The sequence below is a fragment of the Nocardioides sp. HDW12B genome, from assembly GCF_011299595.1.
GTDB lineage: Bacteria > Actinomycetota > Actinomycetes > Propionibacteriales > Nocardioidaceae > Marmoricola_A.
Map to the genome: position 1 here is coordinate 3,401,742 of NZ_CP049867.1, position 20,099 is coordinate 3,421,840.

22 protein-coding genes are annotated in these 20,099 nt (G+C 73.4%); 9 read left to right on the forward strand and 13 right to left on the reverse strand.

From position 1 onward, the window contains the following. Positions 1 to 191: 191 nt before the first annotated feature. Positions 192 to 926, reverse strand: a complete 735-nt coding sequence (locus tag G7072_RS15905) for an oxidoreductase (protein WP_166088087.1) — start codon at positions 924 to 926, stop codon at positions 192 to 194. 44 nt (positions 927 to 970) lie between these two features. Further along, complete coding sequence (locus tag G7072_RS15910; protein WP_166088089.1) at positions 971 to 1,525, reverse strand: hypothetical protein; 555 nt, start codon at positions 1,523 to 1,525, stop codon at positions 971 to 973. Between the two features lie 65 nt (positions 1,526 to 1,590). Here G7072_RS15910 and G7072_RS15915 point away from each other — a divergent pair, with 65 nt between their 5' ends. Continuing rightward, complete coding sequence (locus tag G7072_RS15915) at positions 1,591 to 2,508, forward strand: class I SAM-dependent methyltransferase (protein ID WP_166088091.1); 918 nt, start codon at positions 1,591 to 1,593, stop codon at positions 2,506 to 2,508. Positions 2,509 to 2,514: 6 nt separating this feature from the next. Here G7072_RS15915 and G7072_RS15920 read toward each other — a convergent pair whose 3' ends face one another. Further along, the gene (locus G7072_RS15920) at positions 2,515 to 2,724 is read right to left on the reverse strand and encodes a hypothetical protein (protein ID WP_166088093.1); all 210 of its coding nucleotides are present in this window, start codon (positions 2,722 to 2,724) and stop codon (positions 2,515 to 2,517) included. A gap of 81 nt (positions 2,725 to 2,805) precedes the next feature. Between G7072_RS15920 and G7072_RS15925 the strand changes: the two genes are divergently transcribed. The 7 genes from G7072_RS15925 (at position 2,806) to acs (ending at position 10,922) form a co-directional block, all read left to right on the forward strand. After that, positions 2,806 to 3,942: a histidine kinase gene (locus G7072_RS15925; RefSeq protein ID WP_166088095.1), complete on the forward strand. Its 1,137-nt coding sequence runs from the start codon at positions 2,806 to 2,808 to the stop codon at positions 3,940 to 3,942. After that, a complete protein-coding gene (locus G7072_RS15930; protein ID WP_206063169.1) occupies positions 3,939 to 4,679 on the forward strand; it encodes a LytTR family DNA-binding domain-containing protein in 741 nt (246 codons plus the stop codon). The genes G7072_RS15925 and G7072_RS15930 overlap by 4 nt, the downstream gene beginning before the upstream one ends. After that, complete coding sequence (locus G7072_RS15935) at positions 4,676 to 5,080, forward strand: hypothetical protein (RefSeq protein ID WP_166088098.1); 405 nt, start codon at positions 4,676 to 4,678, stop codon at positions 5,078 to 5,080. The genes G7072_RS15930 and G7072_RS15935 overlap by 4 nt, the downstream gene beginning before the upstream one ends. Further along, complete coding sequence (locus G7072_RS15940; protein WP_166088100.1) at positions 5,077 to 6,630, forward strand: cation acetate symporter; 1,554 nt, start codon at positions 5,077 to 5,079, stop codon at positions 6,628 to 6,630. Before G7072_RS15935 ends, G7072_RS15940 begins: the two co-directional genes overlap by 4 nt. 185 nt (positions 6,631 to 6,815) lie before the next feature. Further along, positions 6,816 to 7,169, forward strand: coding sequence for a DUF485 domain-containing protein (locus G7072_RS15945; RefSeq protein WP_166088103.1), 354 nt, complete (start codon positions 6,816 to 6,818; stop codon positions 7,167 to 7,169). A gap of 1 nt (position 7,170) precedes the next feature. Further along, complete coding sequence (locus G7072_RS15950; RefSeq protein ID WP_166088105.1) at positions 7,171 to 8,802, forward strand: cation acetate symporter; 1,632 nt, start codon at positions 7,171 to 7,173, stop codon at positions 8,800 to 8,802. A 128-nt stretch (positions 8,803 to 8,930) separates the two neighbouring features. After that, on the forward strand, positions 8,931 to 10,922 hold the full coding sequence (gene acs, locus G7072_RS15955; RefSeq protein ID WP_166088108.1) for an acetate--CoA ligase: 1,992 nt from the start codon (positions 8,931 to 8,933) through the stop codon (positions 10,920 to 10,922). Positions 10,923 to 11,070: 148 nt separating this feature from the next. Here the strand turns inward: acs and G7072_RS15960 are convergent, their stop codons facing one another. From G7072_RS15960 to nth, 5 genes are all read right to left on the reverse strand, one after another. Then, positions 11,071 to 11,496, reverse strand: coding sequence for a phage holin family protein (locus G7072_RS15960; RefSeq protein WP_166088110.1), 426 nt, complete (start codon positions 11,494 to 11,496; stop codon positions 11,071 to 11,073). 84 nt (positions 11,497 to 11,580) lie between these two features. Then, entirely contained in the window at positions 11,581 to 12,753 is a 1,173-nt protein-coding gene (locus tag G7072_RS15965; RefSeq protein WP_166088112.1) for a MarP family serine protease, read from the reverse strand. Beyond that, positions 12,750 to 13,547 (reverse strand): CoA pyrophosphatase, encoded by a 798-nt coding sequence (locus G7072_RS15970; RefSeq protein WP_240916993.1) that lies wholly within the window; start codon positions 13,545 to 13,547, stop codon positions 12,750 to 12,752. Before G7072_RS15970 ends, G7072_RS15965 begins: the two co-directional genes overlap by 4 nt. A 9-nt stretch (positions 13,548 to 13,556) precedes the next feature. Next, on the reverse strand, positions 13,557 to 14,279 hold the full coding sequence (locus tag G7072_RS15975) for a TlpA disulfide reductase family protein (protein WP_166088114.1): 723 nt from the start codon (positions 14,277 to 14,279) through the stop codon (positions 13,557 to 13,559). Then, positions 14,276 to 14,968, reverse strand: a complete 693-nt coding sequence (gene nth / locus G7072_RS15980; RefSeq protein WP_166088116.1) for an endonuclease III — start codon at positions 14,966 to 14,968, stop codon at positions 14,276 to 14,278. The genes G7072_RS15975 and nth overlap by 4 nt, the downstream gene beginning before the upstream one ends. 155 nt (positions 14,969 to 15,123) lie before the next feature. On the opposite strand from nth, the gene G7072_RS15985 reads away from it, so the two are divergent. After that, positions 15,124 to 15,801, forward strand: coding sequence for a Crp/Fnr family transcriptional regulator (locus tag G7072_RS15985; protein ID WP_166088118.1), 678 nt, complete (start codon positions 15,124 to 15,126; stop codon positions 15,799 to 15,801). Positions 15,802 to 15,872: 71 nt separating this feature from the next. Here the strand turns inward: G7072_RS15985 and G7072_RS15990 are convergent, their stop codons facing one another. Genes G7072_RS15990 through G7072_RS16010 form a run of 5 tightly spaced genes read right to left on the reverse strand, consistent with a single transcriptional unit; the run spans position 15,873 to position 19,986 of the window. Next, complete coding sequence (locus tag G7072_RS15990; protein WP_240916994.1) at positions 15,873 to 16,649, reverse strand: MBL fold metallo-hydrolase; 777 nt, start codon at positions 16,647 to 16,649, stop codon at positions 15,873 to 15,875. Further along, positions 16,646 to 17,530, reverse strand: a complete 885-nt coding sequence (locus tag G7072_RS15995) for an NUDIX hydrolase (RefSeq protein ID WP_206063170.1) — start codon at positions 17,528 to 17,530, stop codon at positions 16,646 to 16,648. Before G7072_RS15995 ends, G7072_RS15990 begins: the two co-directional genes overlap by 4 nt. 35 nt (positions 17,531 to 17,565) lie before the next feature. Next, on the reverse strand, positions 17,566 to 18,024 hold the full coding sequence (locus G7072_RS16000; RefSeq protein ID WP_166088120.1) for a RidA family protein: 459 nt from the start codon (positions 18,022 to 18,024) through the stop codon (positions 17,566 to 17,568). Beyond that, positions 18,021 to 18,176, reverse strand: coding sequence for a DUF4177 domain-containing protein (locus G7072_RS16005; RefSeq protein ID WP_166088121.1), 156 nt, complete (start codon positions 18,174 to 18,176; stop codon positions 18,021 to 18,023). Before G7072_RS16005 ends, G7072_RS16000 begins: the two co-directional genes overlap by 4 nt. Before the next feature lie 55 nt (positions 18,177 to 18,231). Next, positions 18,232 to 19,986: an ATP-binding protein gene (locus tag G7072_RS16010; protein WP_166088123.1), complete on the reverse strand. Its 1,755-nt coding sequence runs from the start codon at positions 19,984 to 19,986 to the stop codon at positions 18,232 to 18,234. Positions 19,987 to 20,099 lie beyond the last annotated feature (113 nt).

Here is a 20,099-nt window from a genome sequence, read left to right on the forward strand (position 1 = left end):
GGACGGGAACCCACGCGCTGACCGACCCTTCTGACAGGGCGTCGACCGCCGGGTTCAACCCGAGGCGACACATTGCGTGCACGCTTGGTACCCCGCTTCCCGTGTGCCAGCGGCGGCGCTCTCCTCGTGGGGGCGCCGCTCGCTTGTGCCCGACCTGTCCCGACCTGACCCGACCTGTCCCGTCCGCGCCCTCAGCGCAGCAGCGGGCTGTGGTCCGCACCGGCGGCGTAGGCCTCGGCGGCGTACAGCAACCACGCGTGGGCGGCGGCGAGACCACGGCGCGGGTCACCCGACGCCGACGCCTCGGCGTACGCCGCCGCGCGTGCCTCGTACGCCGGTCGGCCCGCCAGGTGCCCGGCCTCCGGGACGGTGGCCCCCAGCCGGTCCACGCCGCGCTCGAGCAGGATCAGCCGCTCGACGGCGCGCGCCACCAGCCCGTTGTGGGTGGCGAAGGGCTGCGCGCTGAGGATCTCGGCGTGCACGACCGCGGCCACCACCAGCCCGGGCGCGGTGGTGGGCCGGCTCAGCAGCGCGGCCACGTCGGCCAGGCGACGCGCCGAGTCGGCGTCGCGGGGGCGTCCGACGGTGTCGGGCGGCTCGTCGGCGGCGGCGACGGCGTGCAGCCGGGCGAGCGCCTGCAGCGGCGAGCGGGTCAGCACCCCGGTGAGGCCGAGGACGTGGGTGGACAGACGCAGCGAGGCCTGGGCGACCGGATCGCCGCGCCCGTCGCGGAAGGCGTCCTCGTCGCTGGTCGTGCCGGCGAGCACCGCGCTGGCCCAGGCGCCGCGCAGCAGGGACTCCGCTGCCACGTCGGGCGTGGTCTTGCGCAGCCCGCGGTCGCGCAGCAGCACGTCGATGCCGTCGCGGGCGGAGGCCATGGCGGAGGCGACGCCCTCGCGGGCGGTGAGGTCGGCGAGGGGGTCCACGGGGCGCACCCTAGTCGGCCGTGCCCCCGCGCCGGGCGTCGGTCTCAGGCGCGGGGGCCGCGCTCGCGGACCTCGCGCACCCCGGTCATGGCCGCGCGCAGCTCGCCGAGCCAGTCGTCCTCGTGCTGCCCGACCAGCCGCACGCACCAGGCCAGGGCGTCGGCGCGCGAGCGGGCGACCCCGGCCTCGACCAGGGTGTCGAGCACGAGACGCTGCGGCTGCCGCAGGCGGGTCATCACCGGCGCAGCCACGTGGGTCCAGAGCTCGCGGTGGCGGACCCCGTCCCCGGTGTCCTCGGCTGCTCGGGCGCCGATCGCCACCCCCCACGACACCGCGCGGCCGAAGCGACGCTGGGCCGCTTCGGCGACATCCATGCGTCGCTTGCGGGTCTCCTCGCGGAAGGCCTCCGCGCGGGCGCCCCGCGCCTCCGCGGCCACCTCGTCGCTGTCGCCCTCGGCGACCGCGACGTCGGGGAGGCCGATCAGCACGGTGATCTCCTCGCGGTCGACGGTGATCTCCGCCTCGGTCGGCGCCCACTCCTCGGGCAGCCGGGCGCGGAACCAGCCGGTGACGCGGTCGAGCTCGTCCTTCGTCGTCATGATTACATCATTACACGCTTGCACAAGGTCGGTCCGGACCGGTGACCGGTGTAGATTGCGCCGAGATGAACCACCCCTCCTCCGGCCCCGACCCGGCGCTCTCCTTCGCCTCGGTGGCCGACGCCTACGACCGAGCCCGCCCCACCTACCCGCGCCCCGCCGTCGAGTGGCTGACCGGCCGGTCCCCGGCCACCGTCGTCGAGCTCGGCGCCGGCACGGGCAAGCTCACCGACCGCCTGGTCGAGCTGCGTCACGACCTGCTCGTGACCGACCCGCTCGACGCGATGCTCGAGCACGTCCGCGAGCGTCACCCGGGCCTGCGGGTGGTCACCGCCTCCGCCGAGGCGGTGCCGGTCGCGACCCGCAGCGTCGACGTCGTCGTCGCCGCCCAGGCCTTCCACTGGTTCGACGCCGAGGCGGCCCTGCGCGAGGCCGCCCGGATGCTGAAGCCCGAGGGCCGGATCGCGCTGGCGTGGAACGTCCGCGACGAGCGGATCCCGTGGGTCAAGCGGCTCGGCCGCATCATCGGCGAGTCCGGTCCGCCGACCGACCCCAGCGAGACGCTGGTCGCCTCGCGGCACTTCGGGTACGTCGAGACCGAGATGTTCAAGCACTGGATGCCGATGAAGGGCGAGGCCCTGATGGACCTCGTGCGCTCACGGTCCAACGTCGCCGTCATGGACCCCTCCGCGCGCGACCGCGTCCTGCGCAAGGTGGGCGAGCTGTTCGCGGAGTACGACCGCTCCTCCGACGGCCTCATGCTGCCTTACGTCACGCACTGCTACCGCGCGGTCGTCCGCCCGCGCGGCCTCATCGACGAGCCCGAGCACAGCGCCGACCTCACGGCCGCGGCCGAGGCGATCCGCCGCGGCGAGACGCCCCCCGGCTTCGAGGTCGACGAGCAGACGGACGGCTCCGGGCGGCGTACGACGGCGGGCCCGGCCGGCGACGACGACGGCCCCACCCTCATCTCCTTCCGCTGACCAGCCTCAGAGGTCGGTGGGGAGCCAGCCGCCGTAGACGTCGACCATCGCCACGACGTCGGCGTCGAAGGGGGTGACCTCGAGGCGCCACGGCGCGTCGTCGTCCTCGGGCACCGGCCGCAGCACGACGTCGTACCCCTCGGTCGCGAGCGCCTTGTGCAGCTCCTCGGCGTCGTCGGCGGACAGGAACCGGATCTCGCCCCGGGGCTGGCTCATGCCCGGAGGGTACGCCGAGCCAGTCACGACCGCGCCCGCGAGCCCCGCCCCGGTCCGCGCCGGCCCGTCTAGGGTGCCCTCATGGCGGTCTGGCGACGCGGTGCCCGGTGGCGACGCACCGGCCACCTCAGCACCGAGGCAGACCGCGCCACGTTCCGCACCCTGCACACCGCGTCGCTGGCCGCCCCGGCGCTGCGCGGAGGTCTCACCCGCTCGTCCGCCGAGCGCGCCGTCGGCCACCTGCGCGTGCTGCTCGGGACACCGTCGGTGGTCCTCACCGACACCTCCGAGGTGCTCGCCTGGGACGGGTCGGGGGCCCACCACCGCGACCTGGCCGAGCGGTTCGCCCGCGAGCTCGCCAGCGAGGGCAGCGGCGCCACGACCGTCCACGACCGCGACTTCCGCTGCGACCGGCCCGGCTGCGAGGCCGCACACGCGGTGGTCTCGCCGCTGGCCGTCGACGACGTCGTGGTCGGCACCCTCCAGGTCTTCGCGCCCGCGGTCTCGGCCGGTCTGGTGCGCGCGACCGACGAGGTCGCGGCCTGGGTGACCGGACAGCTGGCGCTCGCCGACCTCGAGGAGAGCCGTCGGCGGCTGGTGGAGGCGGAGGTGAAGACGCTGCGGGCCCAGATCTCCCCGCACTTCATCTACAACTCGCTCAACGCCATCGCGTCGTTCGTGCGCACCGACCCCGAGCACGCCCGCGAGCTGCTGCTGGAGTTCGCCGACTTCACGCGCTACTCCTTCCGCAGCCATGGCGAGTTCACGACGCTGGCCGAGGAGCTGCGCTCCATCGAGCGCTACCTCGTCCTCGAGCAGGCGCGCTTCGGCGACCGCCTCCACGTCACCCTGCGCGTCGCCCCCGAGGTGCTCCCCGTCACCGTGCCGTTCCTGTGCCTGCAGCCGTTGGTGGAGAACGCCGTGCGCCACGGCCTGGAGGCCAAGGACGGGCCGGGCCGCATCGAGATCGTCGCCGAGGACCACGCGTCCGAGGCCGTGATCTGGGTCGAGGACGACGGCGTCGGCGACGACCCCGAGCGGGTGCGCCGCGCGCTGGCCGGGGAGTCCGACACCGACTCGGTCGGGCTCGGCAACGTCGACGGTCGCCTCCGCTCGGTGTTCGGCGACGAGTTCGGCCTCGTGGTGGAGACCGCCGTCGGGGCCGGCACCCGGGTCACCGTGCGGGTGCCGAAGTTCGCCCCCGGGGTGCACGCGTGACGACCCCGGCCCTGCTGACGGCCCTCGCCGTCGACGACGAGCGGCCCGCGTGCGACGAGCTCGAGTGGCTGCTGCGCCGCGACCCCCGCATCGGCACCGTGCACACCGCCGGCTCCGCGGCCGAGGCGCTGCGCGTGCTGCAGGAGGAGGACGTCGACGTCGTCTTCTGCGACATCCAGATGCCCGGGCTCACCGGCCTCGAGCTCGTGCAGGTGCTGCGCCGCTTCCGTGAGCCGCCCCGCGTCGTCTTCGTCACCGCCCACGAGCAGCACGCCGTGGAGGCCTTCGACCTCGACGTCGTCGACTACCTGCTCAAGCCGGTGCGCGAGTCGCGGCTGGCCGAGGCCGTGCGCCGGGTCGCGGACGCCGTACCGACGGCGCCGGAGGGCGGCGACGACGCCATCCCCGTCGAGCTCGGCGGCGTCACCCGCTTCGTCCGTCGCGCCGACGTCCGCTACGTCGAGGCGCACGGCGACTACACCCGGCTGCACACGCCCGAGGGCGCGCCGCTGGTCCGGGTGCCGCTGGCGCGGCTGGAGGAGGAGTGGGCCGACGCCGGGTTCGTGCGCATCCACCGCTCCCACCTCGTGGCGCTGGCGCACGTGAGCGAGATCCGCAGCGACGGTGGCCGGGTCACGGTGGTCGTCGACGGCGAGGAGCTGACGGTGGCCCGGCGCCACACCCGTGAGCTGCGCGACCTGCTGGTACGCCGGGCGCGGCCGGGCGGGCGGGCGTGACCACCCCGCCGCGGGTGCGGGTGACCAGCCCGCGCACCGGCGCCGCGAAGGTGCGCCGGGTCGCCCCCAACGTCGAGATCGACCGCCGCACCCGCCTCGGACAGGTCTACCTCTCCTCGCTGGTGCGCACCCAGCTGCTCCTCGCGGCGGGCGTGCTGCTCGTGGGGGTCGGGACCCTGGTCTCCCTCCCGCTGCTGCTGCGGCTCGACGCCGTCGCCGAGCGTGAGGTGCTCGGGATGCCGCTGCCCTGGGTGGTGCTGGGCTTCGCGGTGCACCCCTTCCTGCTGGCCTGCGGCTGGTTCTACGTGCGGCGGGCCGAGCGCAACGAGGAGGCCTTCGCCGACCTCGTCGAGCCGCTCGTCACGGACGGCCCACCGGCCACCGAGGAACGCACCCCGTGAGTCCCGTGTACGGCGCGGTGGCGGTCGCCCTGGTCTCGATCGCGACGTTGGCGATCGGCGCCTACGGCTGGCGCTTCTCGCGCACGACCAGCGACTTCTTCGTGGCCTCCCGCTCGGTGCGGCCGGCGCTGAACGCCAGCGCCATCGGCGGGGAGTACCTCTCCGCGGCCTCGTTCCTCGGCGTCGCCGGGCTGGTGCTCGCCTTCGGCGCCGACATGCTGTGGTACCCGGTCGGGTGGACCGCCGGCTACCTCGTGCTGCTGGTCCTGGTGGCCGCGCCGCTGCGCCGCTCGGGCGCCTACACGCTCGCGGACTTCGCGGAGAGCCGGCTGGAGTCGGAAACCGTGCGGCGGGTCTCGTCGCTGCTGGTGGTCGCCGTCGGGTGGCTCTACCTCATTCCGCAGTTCCAGGGCGCCGGCCTCGCGTTGGGAGTGGTCGCCGACGCCCCCACCTGGAGCGGCGGCCTGCTGGTGGCGGCGGTGGTGCTGGTCAACGTGCTCTTCGGCGGGATGCGCAGCATCACCTTCGTGCAGGCCTTCCAGTACTGGCTCAAGCTCACCGCCCTCCTCGTGCCGGTGTTCTTCCTGCTCTCGGTGTGGTGGGGCGACGGCGCCACCGGTCCCGCCGGGATCGACGCCGCCGGCACGACCGGCGAGGCCTGGCGCGAGGTGGTGGCCCCCGGTGGCGCGACCGGGCTGTACACGACGTACTCGATCATCGTCGCGACCTTCCTCGGCACCATGGGCCTGCCGCACGTGGTCGTCCGCTTCTACACCAACCCCGACGGCCGCGCGGCCCGCCGGACCACGCTGGTGGTGCTCGCGCTGCTGGGCCTCTTCTACGTCCTCCCCCCGGTGTACGGCGCCCTCGGTCGCCTCTACGCCCCCGACCTGGTGGGTGCCGGCACCAGCGACACCGTGGTGCTCGAGCTGCCCGGGCGCATGGTCGAGGGCCTGCTCGGCGAGCTGCTCTCCGCCCTCACCGCGGCCGGCGCGTTCGCCGCCTTCCTGTCGACCTCGAGCGGACTGACCATCGCCGTGGCCGGGGCGCTCAGCCAGGACGTGCTGGGGCGCTCCGAGCGGCTGCGGCGGCGGGGCGGTGTGCGGTCCTTCCAGGTCGCCGCCGTGGTCGCGGTGCTGGTGCCCCTCGCGCTCACCGTGCTGTCCGAGGGCGTCGGCGTGGCCCGCGCCGTGGGGCTGGCGTTCGCCTTCGCCGCCTCCACCTTCTGCCCGCTCATCGTGCTCGGCATCTGGTGGCGACGGCTGACCGACGTCGGGGCGGTCGCGGGCATGGTCGTGGGCGGCCTGCTCTGCGGCGGCGCCGTGATCGACTCCCTGCTCGCCACCGAGCACGACGGCTGGCTCGGCGCACTGCTGGCCCAGCCGGCCGCCTGGACGGTGCCGGCGGCGTTCCTGACCATGGTCGTCGGCTCGCTGCTCACGCCCGGACGGGTGCCGGCCGGGGTCGACACCACGATGGTGCGCCTGCACACCCCCGAGAGCGTGGCCCTCGACCGCGGCCGGGTGGTCCGCCGGCTCGTCGACGGCTGACGCCGTACTCCCTCAGCTGCGCCCGACGCGACCGCTCGTCGTGCCAGACCGACCGTTCGGCGACAGAGCGTCCCCGCCCGACGACGCTCCCGCGCCCACCCCTCGCCCGTCGACGGTGCGACTCCCTACCGTGACAGCGATCACATCGGCGCACCGTGCGCCGACGAGGACGGAAGGACGAGGCCGTGGCCGAAGACGTCGACCGACGCACCCACGAGGTGTACGAGAGCCTCCACGGGACGGAGGAGTTCACCGAGCTGCGGCGCCGCTACCGCGGCTTCGCGATCCCCGCGACCGTGGCCTTCCTGCTCTGGTACCTGACCTACGTGGTCATGTCGAACTGGGCGACCGACTTCATGAACATCCGACTGGTCGGCAACATCAACGTGGCGCTGGTCTTCGGGCTGCTGCAGTTCGCCACCACCTTCCTGATCGCCGTGCTCTACGCCCGCTACTCCAACGCCAAGCTCGACCCGTTGGCCCGCGAGCTCGACGAGCGCTACATCGCCGTGCGCAAGAGCGACCGAGAGGGCCGCTGACATGGATCACCAGTTCCTCACCACCGGGCTCTTCCTCGCCGTCGTCGCGCTGACCGTCGGCATCACGTTCTGGGCCAGCCGGCAGACCTCCGGCGCCGCCGACTACTACACCGGCGGGCGTGGCTTCTCCGGCCTGCAGAACGGCCTGGCCATCGGCGGCGACTACATGTCGGCCGCGTCCTTCCTCGGCATCTCCGGCGCGATCGCGCTGAGCGGCTACGACGGCTTCCTCTACTCCGTCGGCTTCCTCGTCGCGTGGCTGGTCGCGCTGCTGCTCGTCGCCGAGATGCTGCGCAACTCCGGGCGCTACACCATGGCCGACCAGCTGGCCTACCGCATGAAGCAGCGCCCGGTCCGCACGGCGGCCGCCACCTCGACGATCGTGGTCTCGATCTTCTACCTGCTCGCCCAGATGGTCGGCGCCGGCGCCCTCGTGGCGCTGCTGCTCGGCATCGACAGCCAGGCCGCCATCAACTTCACGATCTTCGCGGTCGGCGTCCTCATGGTCTTCTACGTGACCGTGGGCGGCATGAAGGGCACCACCTGGGTGCAGATCGTCAAGGCCGTGCTGCTCATGGCCGGCTCCGCGCTGATCGTCGTGCTGGTGCTGGCGCAGTTCAACTTCAACCTCTCCGAGCTCCTCGGCGCCGCGGCCAGCAACTCCGGCCAGGGCCAGGCGTTCCTGGAGCCGGGCCTGAAGTACGGCGCGAGCACGACGAGCAAGATCGACTTCCTCAGCCTCGGCCTCGCCCTCGTGCTCGGCACCGCCGGCCTGCCGCACATCCTCATCCGCTTCTACACGACGCCGACGTCGCGCGACGCCCGCAAGTCGGTGCTCTGGGCGATCGGCCTCATCGGCACCTTCTACCTGTTCACGCTGATCCTGGGCTTCGGCGCCGCCGCGCTGCTCAGCGGTGACGACATGGAGCGCGTGAGCGCCTCCGGCGGCAACCTCGCCTCGCCGCTGCTGGCCGAGACGGTCGGTGGCGGTGCCGGGACCACCGGCGGCGCCATCCTGCTGGCCGTCATCGCGGCGGTCGCCTTCGCCACCATCCTGGCCGTGGTCGCCGGCCTGACGCTGACCTCCAGCGCCAGCCTCGCCCACGACCTCTACAACAGCGTGTGGCGCAAGGGCCAGGCCTCGGAGAAGGAGGAGCTGAAGGTGGCCCGTCTCGCTGCCGGCGGCATCGGCCTGGTGGCGATCATCCTCGCCATCCCGGCGCAGAAGCTCAACGTGGCGTTCCTGGTCGCCCTGGCCTTCGCCATCGCCGCCTCGGCGAACCTGCCCTCGATCGTCTTCAACGTCTTCTGGCGCCGCTTCAACACCCGCGGCGCGGTCTGGAGCATCTACGGCGGACTGATCTCGTCGGTCGGGCTGGTGGTCTTCTCGCCGATCATGTCCGGCAAGGGCGTCGACCCGGTCTCGGGCAAGAACCTGTCCCTGCTGCCGACGAGCATCGACATCTCGTGGTTCCCGCTGGAGAACCCCGGCATCGTCTCGATCCCGCTGGGCTTCCTGCTCGGCTACATCGGCTCGGTGACGTCGAAGGAGCCCGAGGCCGAGCGTCGCTACAACGAGCTCGAGGTCCGCGCCCTCACCGGTGCCGGCTCGGAGGCCGCGGTTTCGCACTGACCGCCGGAGGGGACGGGTCCTGCAGGGGAAGGTCCTGCAGGACCCGCCCCGTCCCACGACCCCGGCACTAGGGTGCGAACCAGGCCGGGAACCCATCGCGACAACCCGCCGTACGACGAGGAGCGAGCATGACCGAGGAGAAGCAGCAGACGCTGTCGACGCTGGGCACGGAGGACCGCACGTTCGAGCCGCCCGAGGAGCTGGCCGCGGACGCCAACGTCACCGCCGCGGCGTACGACGAGGCGGACGACGACCGGCTGGCCTTCTGGGCCAAGGCCGCCGAGCGGATCTCCTGGGACACCGACTTCACCGAGACGCTCGACTGGTCGAACCCGCCCTTCGCGAAGTGGTTCGTCGGCGGCACCCTGAACGCGGCCTACAACTGCGTCGACCGTCACGTCGAGGCGGGCAACGGCGACCGGGTCGCGATCCACTGGGTCGGCGAGCCCGAGGACGACAAGCGCACGCTGACCTACAGCGACCTCAAGGACGAGGTGTCGCGAGCCGCGAACGCCCTGACCGACCTCGGTGTCGAGAAGGGCGACCGGGTCGCCATCTACATGCCGATGATCCCCGAGACCGTCGTGGCGATGCTCGCCTGCGCCCGCCTCGGCGCCCCGCACACCGTGGTCTTCGGCGGCTTCTCCGCCGACGCCCTCGCCAGCCGCGTCACCGACTGCAGCGCGAAGGTGATCATCACCGCCGACGGCGGCTACCGCCGCGGCGCCCCCTCCGCGCTCAAGCCCGCCGTGGACGAGGCCTGCGGCAAGGTCGAGGACGGCATCGTCGAGAAGGTCCTCGTCGTGCGCCGCACCGGCCAGGACGTGGACTGGGACGACGAGCGCGACGTGTGGTGGCACGACGTCGTCGACGGCGCCTCGTCCGAGCACACCCCCGAGGCGTTCGACGCCGAGCACCCGCTCTACGTCATGTACACCTCCGGCACCACCGGCAAGCCGAAGGGCATCCTCCACACCACCGGCGGCTACCTGGTCGGCACGTCGTACACCCACCACGCGGTCTTCGACCTCAAGCCGGAGACCGACGTCTACTGGTGCACCGCCGACGTCGGCTGGGTGACCGGGCACTCCTACATGGTCTACGGCCCGCTCGCCAACGGCGCGACGCAGGTCGTCTACGAGGGCACCCCCGACACCCCGCACAAGGGACGCTGGTGGGAGATCATCGAGGAGTACGGCGTCACGATCTTCTACACCGCGCCGACCGCGATCCGCACGTTCATGAAGTGGGGCGCGGACCTGCTCGAGAAGCACGACCTGTCCTCGCTGCGGCTGCTCGGCTCGGTGGGTGAGTCCATCAACCCCGAGGCCTACATGTGGTACCGCGAGCACGTCGGCGGCGACCGCTGCCCGATCGTGGACACCTGGTGGCAGACCGAGACCGGCCAGATCATGATCAGCCCGCTGCCCGGCGTCACCGCCGGCAAGCCGGGCTCGGCCATGAAGGCGCTGCCCGGCATCGCCGCCGAGGTCGTCGACGAGGAGGGCACGCCCGTCGGGGACGGCAACGGCGGCTACCTCGTGCTCACCGAGCCGTGGCCGGCGATGCTGCGCACCATCTGGGGCGACGACGACCGGTTCAAGGACACCTACTGGTCGCGCTTCCGCAAGCTCGGCTACTACTTCGCCGGCGACGGCGCGAAGCTCGACGACGACGGCGACGTCTGGCTGCTCGGACGCGTCGACGACGTCATGAACGTCTCGGGCCACCGGCTGTCGACGACCGAGATCGAGTCCGCGCTGGTGTCGCACCCGAAGGTGGCCGAGGCCGCGGTGGTGGGTGCCGCGGACGAGACCACGGGCCAGGCGGTCTGTGCCTTCGTCATCCTGCGGGAGTCCGCGCTCGACGAGGACGGCAAGGCCCCCGACGACCTCATCGAGGAGCTGCGCAAGCACGTGCAGAAGGAGATCGGCGCGATCGCCAAGCCGCGCCAGGTGATGATCGTCCCCGAGCTGCCGAAGACCCGCTCGGGCAAGATCATGCGCCGGCTGCTGCGCGACGTCGCCGAGAAGCGCGAGGTCGGCGACGTCACCACGCTGGCCGACTCGACCGTCATGGACCTGATCTCCGACGGCGCCCAGGACTCCAAGGACGACTAGGCAGGCCGACGCGCGGGTGTCCGTCCGGCCCCCGGACGCACCCGCGGTCGGCTAGGTTCACGACGACGGCCGTCTCTCCCTGGGAGGAGGGACGGCCGTCGCTCACGTGGTGGGTGCGGGGCCCGGAGGGGCCGGGTCCCGCCTCGGGTCAGCCGCGGTTGGTGAGGACCTTCTTGGTCTCCTGCGCCTGGGCGATGGCCCGCTCGGGCGGCCCGACGTTGCGGATCTTCTTGATGCCGACGAAGGCCAGCGCGCCCGCCAGCGCGGCGTAGAGCGCGAAGACGATGAGGTAGCAGAAGGCCAGGTCGAGCCCGGTCAGGTGGATCAGGTAGGCGATGGCGATCGACAGCATGATCACCGCCAGGACCAGCAGGAACCCGGCGGCGGCGAACAGGCCGGCGGCGAGGCCGCCGTTCTTGGCGCTGATCTTCACCTCGGACTTCACCAGCGCGATCTCGTGCTGCAGCAGCGTCGAGAGGTCGGAGGAGATCGTGGCCACGAGCGTGCCGATCGACGGCTCCTCGGGCTGGGTCAGCGGCTCTGGCGCGGACTTCACAGGTGCGGTGTCGGTCATGGGGCTCCCTTCGAGACGCGAGGAGCCTACCCCGCGGCGCGGGGTTGACCCGTCGGCCCGGACGGGCGTCCGACCCGGGGCCGCTCAGGCGCAGCGGCCGGTGGAGACGGCCGACGACGAGCCGATGCCCCGGGCCGCGGCCTCGGCGACCTGGTCGGCGGTGAGGACGTAGCCGGTGTCGGCGTCGGACACCGAGGCGGCGAAGACCACGCCGTACACCTCGCCGTCGAGGGACACCATCGGCCCGCCGGAGTTGCCGGGGCGGATGAGGCCGCGCACGGCGTAGACGTCGCGCACGACGGTGTCCTCGCCGTAGATGTCGAGGCTCTGCAGGCGCTGCTCGGAGCGGATGCGCGCCCCCTGGACGTCGTACGGCCCGTCTTCGGGGTAGCCGAGCACGGCGCCGGGGTCGGCGCTCTCGGCCTCCTTGTCGAAGCGCAGGAACGGCCGGTCGAGGTCCGCCACCGCGAGCACGGCCACGTCGATGTCGGGGTTGTAGTAGACGACCTCCGCGTCCACCTCGCCCTCGTCGAGGATGATCGTGGGATCGGAGACGCCGGCCACCACGTGGGCGTTGGTCATGATCCGGTCGGGCTGGTAGAGGAAGCCGGAGCCCTCGACGCCGCGACCGCAGCGGTTCTCCCCGCGGATCTTCAGCACGCTGACCTCGGCGGCCCGGACCTCGGGGTCGGCGGCGACACCCTGGGGCGGACGCTTGACGTCGACGATGCGCTCCTGCGCGAACGGCTTGAGGTAGCGCGGGAAGAAGCTGGTGCCCACGACCCGGTTGAAGGAGTCGAGCAGCGACGCGGCCTGGTCCGGCACGACGGAGTCGACCCGTGAGAGCACCGCGGACTCGCGCACCTGGTCGGAGACCCACGGCAGCCGCGCGCCGCTGACGGCCACCCCGAGCGCCCAGGCCACGACCAGCACGGCGACGGCGCTGAGCAGGGAGCCGCCCACCGCGTCCACCGCGCGCACCGGTTGCCAGGGGATGCGGTCACGGATCCGGGCCCCGCCGATCTGCAGCACGGCCTGACCGATCGAGGCCGCGACGAGGACCACGAACAACGCCCCGAGCGAGACCCACACCGACGGGTCGGAGTCGCCGAAGATCTCGGGCGCCAACCAGATGCCGAGCAGCCCACCGAGGAGCAGGCCGGTGGTGGCGAAGGCGCCGGTGATGAAGCCCTGCCAGTAGCCGGAGACGGCGTAGGCGAGGAGCAGCAGCACCACCACGATGTCGAGGGCGTTCACCGCGGCCGGTCCTCCTCGTCGACCAGGCCGGCGGCGACCGGGTCGAAGTCCTCGCCCTCGGGCACCTCGATGCCGAGGAACTTCGCGACCCGGTGCCACTCGATGTGCTGGTCGGGCAGGCCGCGGACGTCGTCGGTGTTCCACGGCCGGGTCCAGCCGACGTAGTCGAACAGCCGGCTGATGATGCCGGCGGTGAAGCCCCAGAGCAGCACGTCCTTGTCCGGGCCGATCATCCAGCCCGGACCGGCCCACCCGAGCGGGTGCCGCACGGAGAAGCGGTGGGCCGGGTCGAGCAGGTCGTCGAGGGGCTCGCGGAAGACGGCGTGCACCTCGCGGGTGTTGACGACCCCGATCGGGTCCGGGTCGCGCCAGTAGGCGAGGACGGGAGCCACGGCGAAGTTGCGCGGCGGCAGCCAGAGCCGCGGCAGCTCGGCGAAGACCTCGATCCGCTCGGGGTCGAGGCCGGTCTCCTCCTCGGCCTCCCGCAGCGCGCCCTCGACCGCGGTCTCGTCGCCGTCGAGCGAGCCGCCGGGGAACGACACCTGGCCCGGCTGCGAGCGCATCGTGTGGGCCCGCTCGGTCAGCAGCAGGTCGGGACCCTCGGGCCCGTCACCGAAGAGCACGAGCACGGCGCCCTCGCGCGGGGGCGGGTCCGCGGGCGGCACGAAGCCGGAGAGGTCCTCGGCCTGGATCTCGGCGACGCCGTCGCGCAGCGGGAGCAGCCAGTCGGGCAGGTCGCGCGCCCGCTCCGGCTCGGCGCGTCCTGGGGACGGGGAGCTGGCGGCGTCGGACACGCGCCGAGCCTACCCAGCCGCCACGTCGACACCGGTGTGTTCGCGCACCAACGCGGCCAGCTCCTCGGAGGAGGTGAAGGCGGCGTTGACGAACGTCGCGCGGCCGTCGGCGTCGACGTACACGGTGCCGGGCATGTAGCGGATCCTCAGCTGGTCGGCCAGCGAGCCGCCGGGGTCGGCGAGCTGGGGGTACGTCGCCCCCGCGCGCTCGAGCAGGCCGAGAGCGGCCTGGGGGTCGGGGTCCTGGTAGTCCACACCGAGCACGGTGAGCCGGTCACCCGCAGCGCGGTCCAGCTCGCCCAGCAGCGGCAGCTCCTCCTTGCACGGCCCGCACCAGCTCGCCCAGAGGTTCACCACGGCCGGACCGGCGACGTCGCTGAGCACCGTGTCGGGCCCGCCGCCGAGGCACTCCAGCGTCAGCGGCGGCAGCTCGCTCGCGGACCCGGACGGCGCGGCTCCCGACCCCGACGCCGACCCCGACGGCGACGACGGCGGCGGGCAGTCCTCGATGCCGGCGGCCGCCTTGGCCGCCCGGAGCGCCGGGGTGTCGACGTCCACACGGGTCCGCACCGGCGGCACCGGCAGCCCGGCCTCGCCCCGCTGCTCGGCCATGGGCCCGGTCGGTGAGGTCGTGGCCGGGGTGTCGGGGCCACCACCGCCCACGAAGGTCCAGGTCAGCACGGCGGCCACGACCAGCACGACGGCGACCTGCACCGCGCGCCAGGGGGTCACGCGCGTCCCTCGGTCTTCACCAGACGGGCGGCGACCTCCGGGTCGGTCGGCCCCTCGCCGTACGCCGGGCACCAGCGGGCGACCGGGCAGGCGCCGCACGCCGGCTTGCGGGCGTGGCAGACGCGGCGGCCGTGCCAGATGAGGTGGTGGCTCAGCATCGTCCAGTCGCGCCTGGGGAAGAGCGCCATGATCGCCATCTCGGTCTTCACCGGGTCGGTCTCCTCGGTCCAGCCGAGGCGGCGCACGAGGCGACCGAAGTGGGTGTCGACCGTGAGGCCGGGGATCCCGAAGGCGTTGCCGAGCACGACGTTCGCGGTCTTGCGGCCGACCCCGGGCAGGGTGACGAGGTCCTCGAGCCGTGCCGGCACCTCCCCGTCGAAGCGCTCGACGAGGGCCTGGGCGAGCTTGAGCAGCGACTCCGTCTTGGCGCGGAAGAAACCGGTGGGCTGCACGATGGCCTCGATCCGCTCCCGGTCGCCGGCCGCCATCGCCGTGGCGTCGGGATAGGCGGCGAACAGCGCCGGGCTGACGCCGTTGACCCGCCGGTCGGTGGTCTGCGCGCTGAGCACGGTGACGACCAGGAGCTCGAAGGGCGTGGTGAAGTCGAGCTCGCAGCCGGCGTCGGGGTAGGTCTCGGCGAGGGTGCGGTCGACCTTCCGGGCACGTCGGACGAGGGCGGTGTCAGGCACCCGGCCAGCCTACGTGCGCCCCGGGTCCGGCCTCTTTGGTCCCCTCCGCGCGCATCGCAGGCGAGAATAGGAGAGGATGTGACTCGGGCCACGCGTGCCGTGCGCCCCCGTGACGGTTGCGGCCCCTCGGGGGCCGCGCAAAGGAGGACAGGTTCGTGGATACCGATGTGCTGCGTCAGGCGCCGCTGTTCAGCGCCCTCGACGACGAGGCGACCGCTGCGTTGCAGGGCTCGCTGGGCACGGTGCGGCTCCGCCGCGGCGAGGTGCTCTTCCACGAGGGTGACACCGGCGACAAGCTCTACGTCGTCGCCGACGGCAAGGTGAAGCTCGGCCGCACCTCCTCCGACGGCCGGGAGAACCTGCTGGCCATCCTCGGCCCGGGGCAGATGTTCGGCGAGCTGTCGCTCTTCGACCCCGGCCCCCGCTCGGCCACCGTCACCGCGGTGACCGACACCGTCTTCTACTCCCTGTCCCACGACGACCTGCTGCAGTGGCTCAACGGCCGCGCCGACGTCGCCCACGGGCTGCTGGCCCAGCTCGCCTCCCGCCTCCGCAAGGCCAACGACGTGGTGGCCGACCTGGTCTTCTCCGACGTGCCCGGCCGGGTGGCCAAGGCGCTGCTCGACCTGGCCAACCGCTTCGGGCGCACCGCCGACGACGGCGTGCACGTCCACCACGACCTCACCCAGGAGGAGCTCGCCCAGCTGGTCGGCGCCTCCCGCGAGACCGTGAACAAGGCGCTGGCCGACTTCGCCTCCCGGGGCTGGCTGCGCCTGGAGCCGCGCTCGGTCGTCCTCATGGACGTCGAGCGTCTCTCCCGCCGCGCCCGCTGACCGGTCCTGACCAGCCCCCGACCGGCCCCCGACCGGCCCCCGACCGACCCCCGACCGACCCTGACCGCTCCTCAGGCGCGCAGGTAGTCCAGCTGCGCGCGCACGGACAGCTCGGCCGCGCCCCAGAGCACCGGGTCGACGTCGACGTACACGTGCTCGACGACCGACCGCGGTGAGGCCTCCTCGCCCAGGGTCCGCAGCGCCTCGCGGACCTGCTCGAGGCGGTCGCGACGGTGCGCGAGGTAGAAGTCGAGGGCGCCGAGGGCGTCGTCGATGACCGGGCCGTGCCCGGGCCAGACGTGCCGGAGGTCCTGCTCCTCGCAGAGGTCGCGGAGCCGGTGCAGCGAGTCGAGGTAGGCGCCGAGCTTGCCGTCGGGGTGGGCCACGACGGTGGTCCCGCGTCCGAGCACGGTGTCGCCGGTGAGCACCGCCCGCTCGGACGGCACGACGAACGACAGCGAGTCGCTGGTGTGCCCGGGGGTCGCGACGACGCGGACCTCGAGGTCGCCGAGGGCGACCACGTCCCCGTCGCCCAGGCCCTCGTCACCGAGGCGGTGCTGCGGGTCCAGCGCGCGTACGCCGCACCCGGCGCGCGCGGCGAACTCCTTCGCCGCCTCGGAGTGGTCGGCGTGCCCGTGGGTCAGGAGCACCTGCCCGACCCGGCCGGCGCGGTCCTGCAGCGGCCCGAGGTGCGCCTCGTCGAGCGGGCCCGGGTCGACGACGACCGAGGTGTCGGACCCGGGGGCGCGCAGGATCCAGGTGTTGGTGCCGTCGAGGGTCATGATCGACGGGTTGGGGGCCAGCAGGCACTCGCCGGCCTCGCCGAAGCGACCCCCCGTCCAGCTCACGCCGGGCCGCCCGACCGGCGGGCCGCCACAGACTCCCCCAGCGCCACGAGCCGCTCCGGCAGGTGGAGGTAGCCGCCGTCGGCGTCGACCTGCATCTCCGGCAGGATCGGCGTCCGGTCGCGGCTCCCCGCGGAGGCGAGCGCCTCCTGCGGGTCGGCGAGGTCGTAGAGCTCCAGGCAGGTGGCGTAGGTCGGCGGGAGCATCGCCAGCCGCCCCTCGTCGACGGCGGCCACCACCTCGGGCACCGCCATCCACACCACCTCGTCGGACTCCGTCGACACGTCGCGGGTCACCTGGCCCTCCGGCAGCTCGGCGACGAAGAACCGGGTGTCGTAGCGGCGCGGCTCGAAGACCGGGGTGATCCAGGACCCCCACCAGCGCAGCAGGTCGGTGCGCAGCACCAGCCCGCGTCCGGCGAGGAAGTCGGTGAAGGCGATCTCGCGGGCCTCGAGGCGTCGGCGGTCCCGCTCCCAGTCCTCCCCCGTGGTGTCGGCCACCACCGAGTCCTCGCTCGGCCCGGCCAGCAGCACGCCGGACTCCTCGAAGGTCTCGCGCACCGCGGCGCACACCAGCGCGGTGGCGTGCTCACGGGTCGTGCCCAGCTCGGCTGCCCACGCCTCCGGGCTCGGGCCGGCCCAGCCGGCCACCCCGTCGAAGTCGCGCGGGTCCACGCCGCCGCCGGGGAAGACGCAGAACCCGCCGGCGAAGGCCATGCCGAGGTGGCGCCGCAGCAGGTAGACCTCGATGCCGGCGGGACGCCCGCGCCGCATCAGCACCACCGTGCTGGCGTCGCGCGGCTCGGCCGGCCGGGCCGTGCCGTCGGCGAAGGCGCGTGCGGTCTCGACGAGCGCCTCGGGCAGGCGGCGCGTGGGGTCCACCATCAGCGGGTCACCGTGGTCACCGTGGCCGTCACGGCTCAGCCGACCTCGACGACCATCTCGACCTCGACGGGGGCGTCGAGCGGCAGGACCGCGACGCCGACGGCGGAGCGGGTGTGGCGCCCGGCTTCGCCGAACACCTCGCCGACCAGGTCGGAGGCGCCGTTGGCGACCTTCGGCTGCCCGGTGAAGTCCGGCGTCGAGGCGACGAAGACGGTCAGCTTGACGATGCGGCGCACCTGCTCGAGCGGCACCTGGCTGGCGACCGCGGCGATCGCGTTCAGCACGCACTGCTGGGCGCACGCGGCACCCTGCTCGAGGGTGATCTCGCCGCCGACCTTGCCGGTGTGGATCAGCTCGCCCTCGCGCAGCGGCAGCTGCCCGGAGGTGAAGACGTGGTCGCCGCTGCGCAGCGCCGGGATGTACGACGCCACCGGTGCGGCGACCTCGGGGACGCTGAGGCCGAGCTCGGCCAGCCGCTCCTGGGGCGAGGTCACGAGGTGGGCCGCTTGAAGTAGGCGACCAGGTTCTCGGGGTTCATCCCCGGCACCACCTGGACGAGCTCCCAGCCGTCCTGGCCCCAGTTGTCGAGGATCTGCTTCGTCGCGTGGACGAGGACGGGCACGGTGACGTATTCCCACGTGGTCATGGCCCCGACTCTAGGCCACGGGTCCGCGCCGGGTCAGGCGCCGGTCACGCACCCCTCACTCGCCGAGCGGCGGGGCGGCCCGGTCCCGGACGACGCTCAGCGGCGGGAAGCCGGTGACGGGCCGGGGCTCGTGCACGAGCGCACGCGCCGACAGCGGCAGCCGGAGGGTGAACACCGCTCCCCGGTGGTCGGAGGTGGCGCTCAGGGACCCTCCGTGCTGCTCGGCGATCCGTCGGCACACCGGCAGCCCGCGCCACGGCCCGAGGTCGCCCGCCCCGCTGGACGGCGAGGTGCGGCTCGGGTCGAAGACGGCCTCACGGTTCCCCGGAGGGATGCCGGGGCCCTCGTCGGCGACCGCGATCGCGACGACCTCCTCGTCGCGCTTCACGCGCACCGTGACCACGCCGGAGACCGGGGTGACCGTGACCGCGTTGTCGAGCAACGTCTCCACGAGACGCTCGAGCTGGTTGACGTCGCCCTCGACGACCGCGCGTCCCCGGGTGGACGGGATGCGGATCTGACGCGTGACGATGTCGCGCCGCGCGGCCGCCGGCTGGTGCCGCAGCAGCAGCCCCTCGACGAGCTCGTCGAGGTCGACGTCGCCCGACCTGGAGCGCTCGTCGGGCCCGCCGTGGACGACGACGAGACCGTGGCCGAGGTCCTCCACCACGGTCATGAGCTGCCCGCCGGCCCGGATGATGCGGGCCGCGAGGTCACGCTGGCGGTGGGTGAGCGTGGTGTCCTCGTGCAGCAGGGCGGCGAGCCCGAGCATGCTCTCCAGCGGGTTGACCATCTCCCGGGTGACGTCGTTGACGTGGCGCTGCTGGCTCGGCCCGGAGGCACGCTGGCACGCCTCGAGAGCGCCCTGACCGTCGGTCGCGAACTCGTCGGCCCCGACCAGCCCGACCAGCGCCGGGTTCTGGCGGAAGGGGCGCCCGCCGACCACGACGGGGAGGTGGCGGGTGCGCTCGTCGGCCTTGATGGCCTCGATGACCGAGCGCAGCTCGACGACGTGCTTGAACAACGTGACCGACAGCGCCACCACGTCGGGCCGCACGCGAGCGAGGTCGGCGACGATCCCGTGGTGGTCGACCGCGCCGGGGGCCCTCAGGACCTCCCAGCCGGAGCCCTCCAGCAGGTCCACGACCATGTCGAGCCCGACCGCGTGCCGCTCGTCACCGACCAGTCCGGCGTACACCGTGCGACCGTGCCGGGTGACGACCTTGCGACGTCCGCGCAGCATCGACATCACCCGCTGCGTCAGCGCCGTGGTGTCGTGCTCCTGGCCGATCGAGACGTCGTCGTGCTCCCAGCGCCGGCCGAGCTCGGTCTGCGCCGGGCCGAGGATGCGCAGCAGCACGTCGTGCGGCGCCAGCCCGGAGGCCACCACCACGTCGACGGCCTCGTCGTGGTCGCCGGCCAGGGCGAGGTCGAGGTAGTGGCGGGCGAGGTCGCCGAAGTCGGCGTCCGGGTGGTCGCCGGACCCGGGGTATCCGGACAGCCGGTCGAAGGCCGCCTCGAGGTGGCGGGTGGCCGGCTCGGCGACCTCGTCGCCGAGCCGTTGCTCGACGACGGCGCGGGTGACGTCGGCCAGGTGCCGGGTGTCGAGGCCCGGGGCCAGGACGTGCAGCCGTCGGCTCTGCCACTGCAGCTGGTCGGTCAGGGTGTCGGGGTCGCCGAGGGTCAGCGACGCCGCCAGGTGGTCGACGAAGAAGGCCACCGCCTCGCGGAGCTCGGGCGACAGCGGGGTGTCGAGGCGGGCACAGATGGCCTCGCTCAACGACGCGCTGCGTCCGGCGAGCTCGCTCATACCCGACGTCCTCCTCCAGCCGACCACGCCCATCGTATCCAGAGTGCGGCGTGGGGGCAGCGGAGCGCTTCACCCCGACGGAGGTCGCCCGCGCCCGGTCTCCCGCCGTGCCC

What these genes read in the sequence shown, in the direction of transcription:
- G7072_RS16010 (WP_166088123.1), bottom strand. Translation starts at nt 19,986, where the DNA reads ATGAGCGAGCTCGCCGGACGCAGCGCGTCGTTGAGCGAGGCCATCTGT.
- G7072_RS15960 (WP_166088110.1), bottom strand. Translation starts at nt 11,496, where the DNA reads ATGACCGACACCGCACCTGTGAAGTCCGCGCCAGAGCCGCTGACCCAG.
- G7072_RS15995 (WP_206063170.1), bottom strand. Translation starts at nt 17,530, where the DNA reads ATGGTGGACCCCACGCGCCGCCTGCCCGAGGCGCTCGTCGAGACCGCA.
- G7072_RS15920 (WP_166088093.1), bottom strand. Translation starts at nt 2,724, where the DNA reads ATGAGCCAGCCCCGGGGCGAGATCCGGTTCCTGTCCGCCGACGACGCC.
- G7072_RS15950 (WP_166088105.1), top strand. Translation starts at nt 7,171, where the DNA reads ATGGATCACCAGTTCCTCACCACCGGGCTCTTCCTCGCCGTCGTCGCG.
- acs (WP_166088108.1), top strand. Translation starts at nt 8,931, where the DNA reads ATGACCGAGGAGAAGCAGCAGACGCTGTCGACGCTGGGCACGGAGGAC.
- G7072_RS15925 (WP_166088095.1), top strand. Translation starts at nt 2,806, where the DNA reads ATGGCGGTCTGGCGACGCGGTGCCCGGTGGCGACGCACCGGCCACCTC.
- G7072_RS16005 (WP_166088121.1), bottom strand. Translation starts at nt 18,176, where the DNA reads ATGACCACGTGGGAATACGTCACCGTGCCCGTCCTCGTCCACGCGACG.
- G7072_RS15910 (WP_166088089.1), bottom strand. Translation starts at nt 1,525, where the DNA reads ATGACGACGAAGGACGAGCTCGACCGCGTCACCGGCTGGTTCCGCGCC.
- G7072_RS15915 (WP_166088091.1), top strand. Translation starts at nt 1,591, where the DNA reads ATGAACCACCCCTCCTCCGGCCCCGACCCGGCGCTCTCCTTCGCCTCG.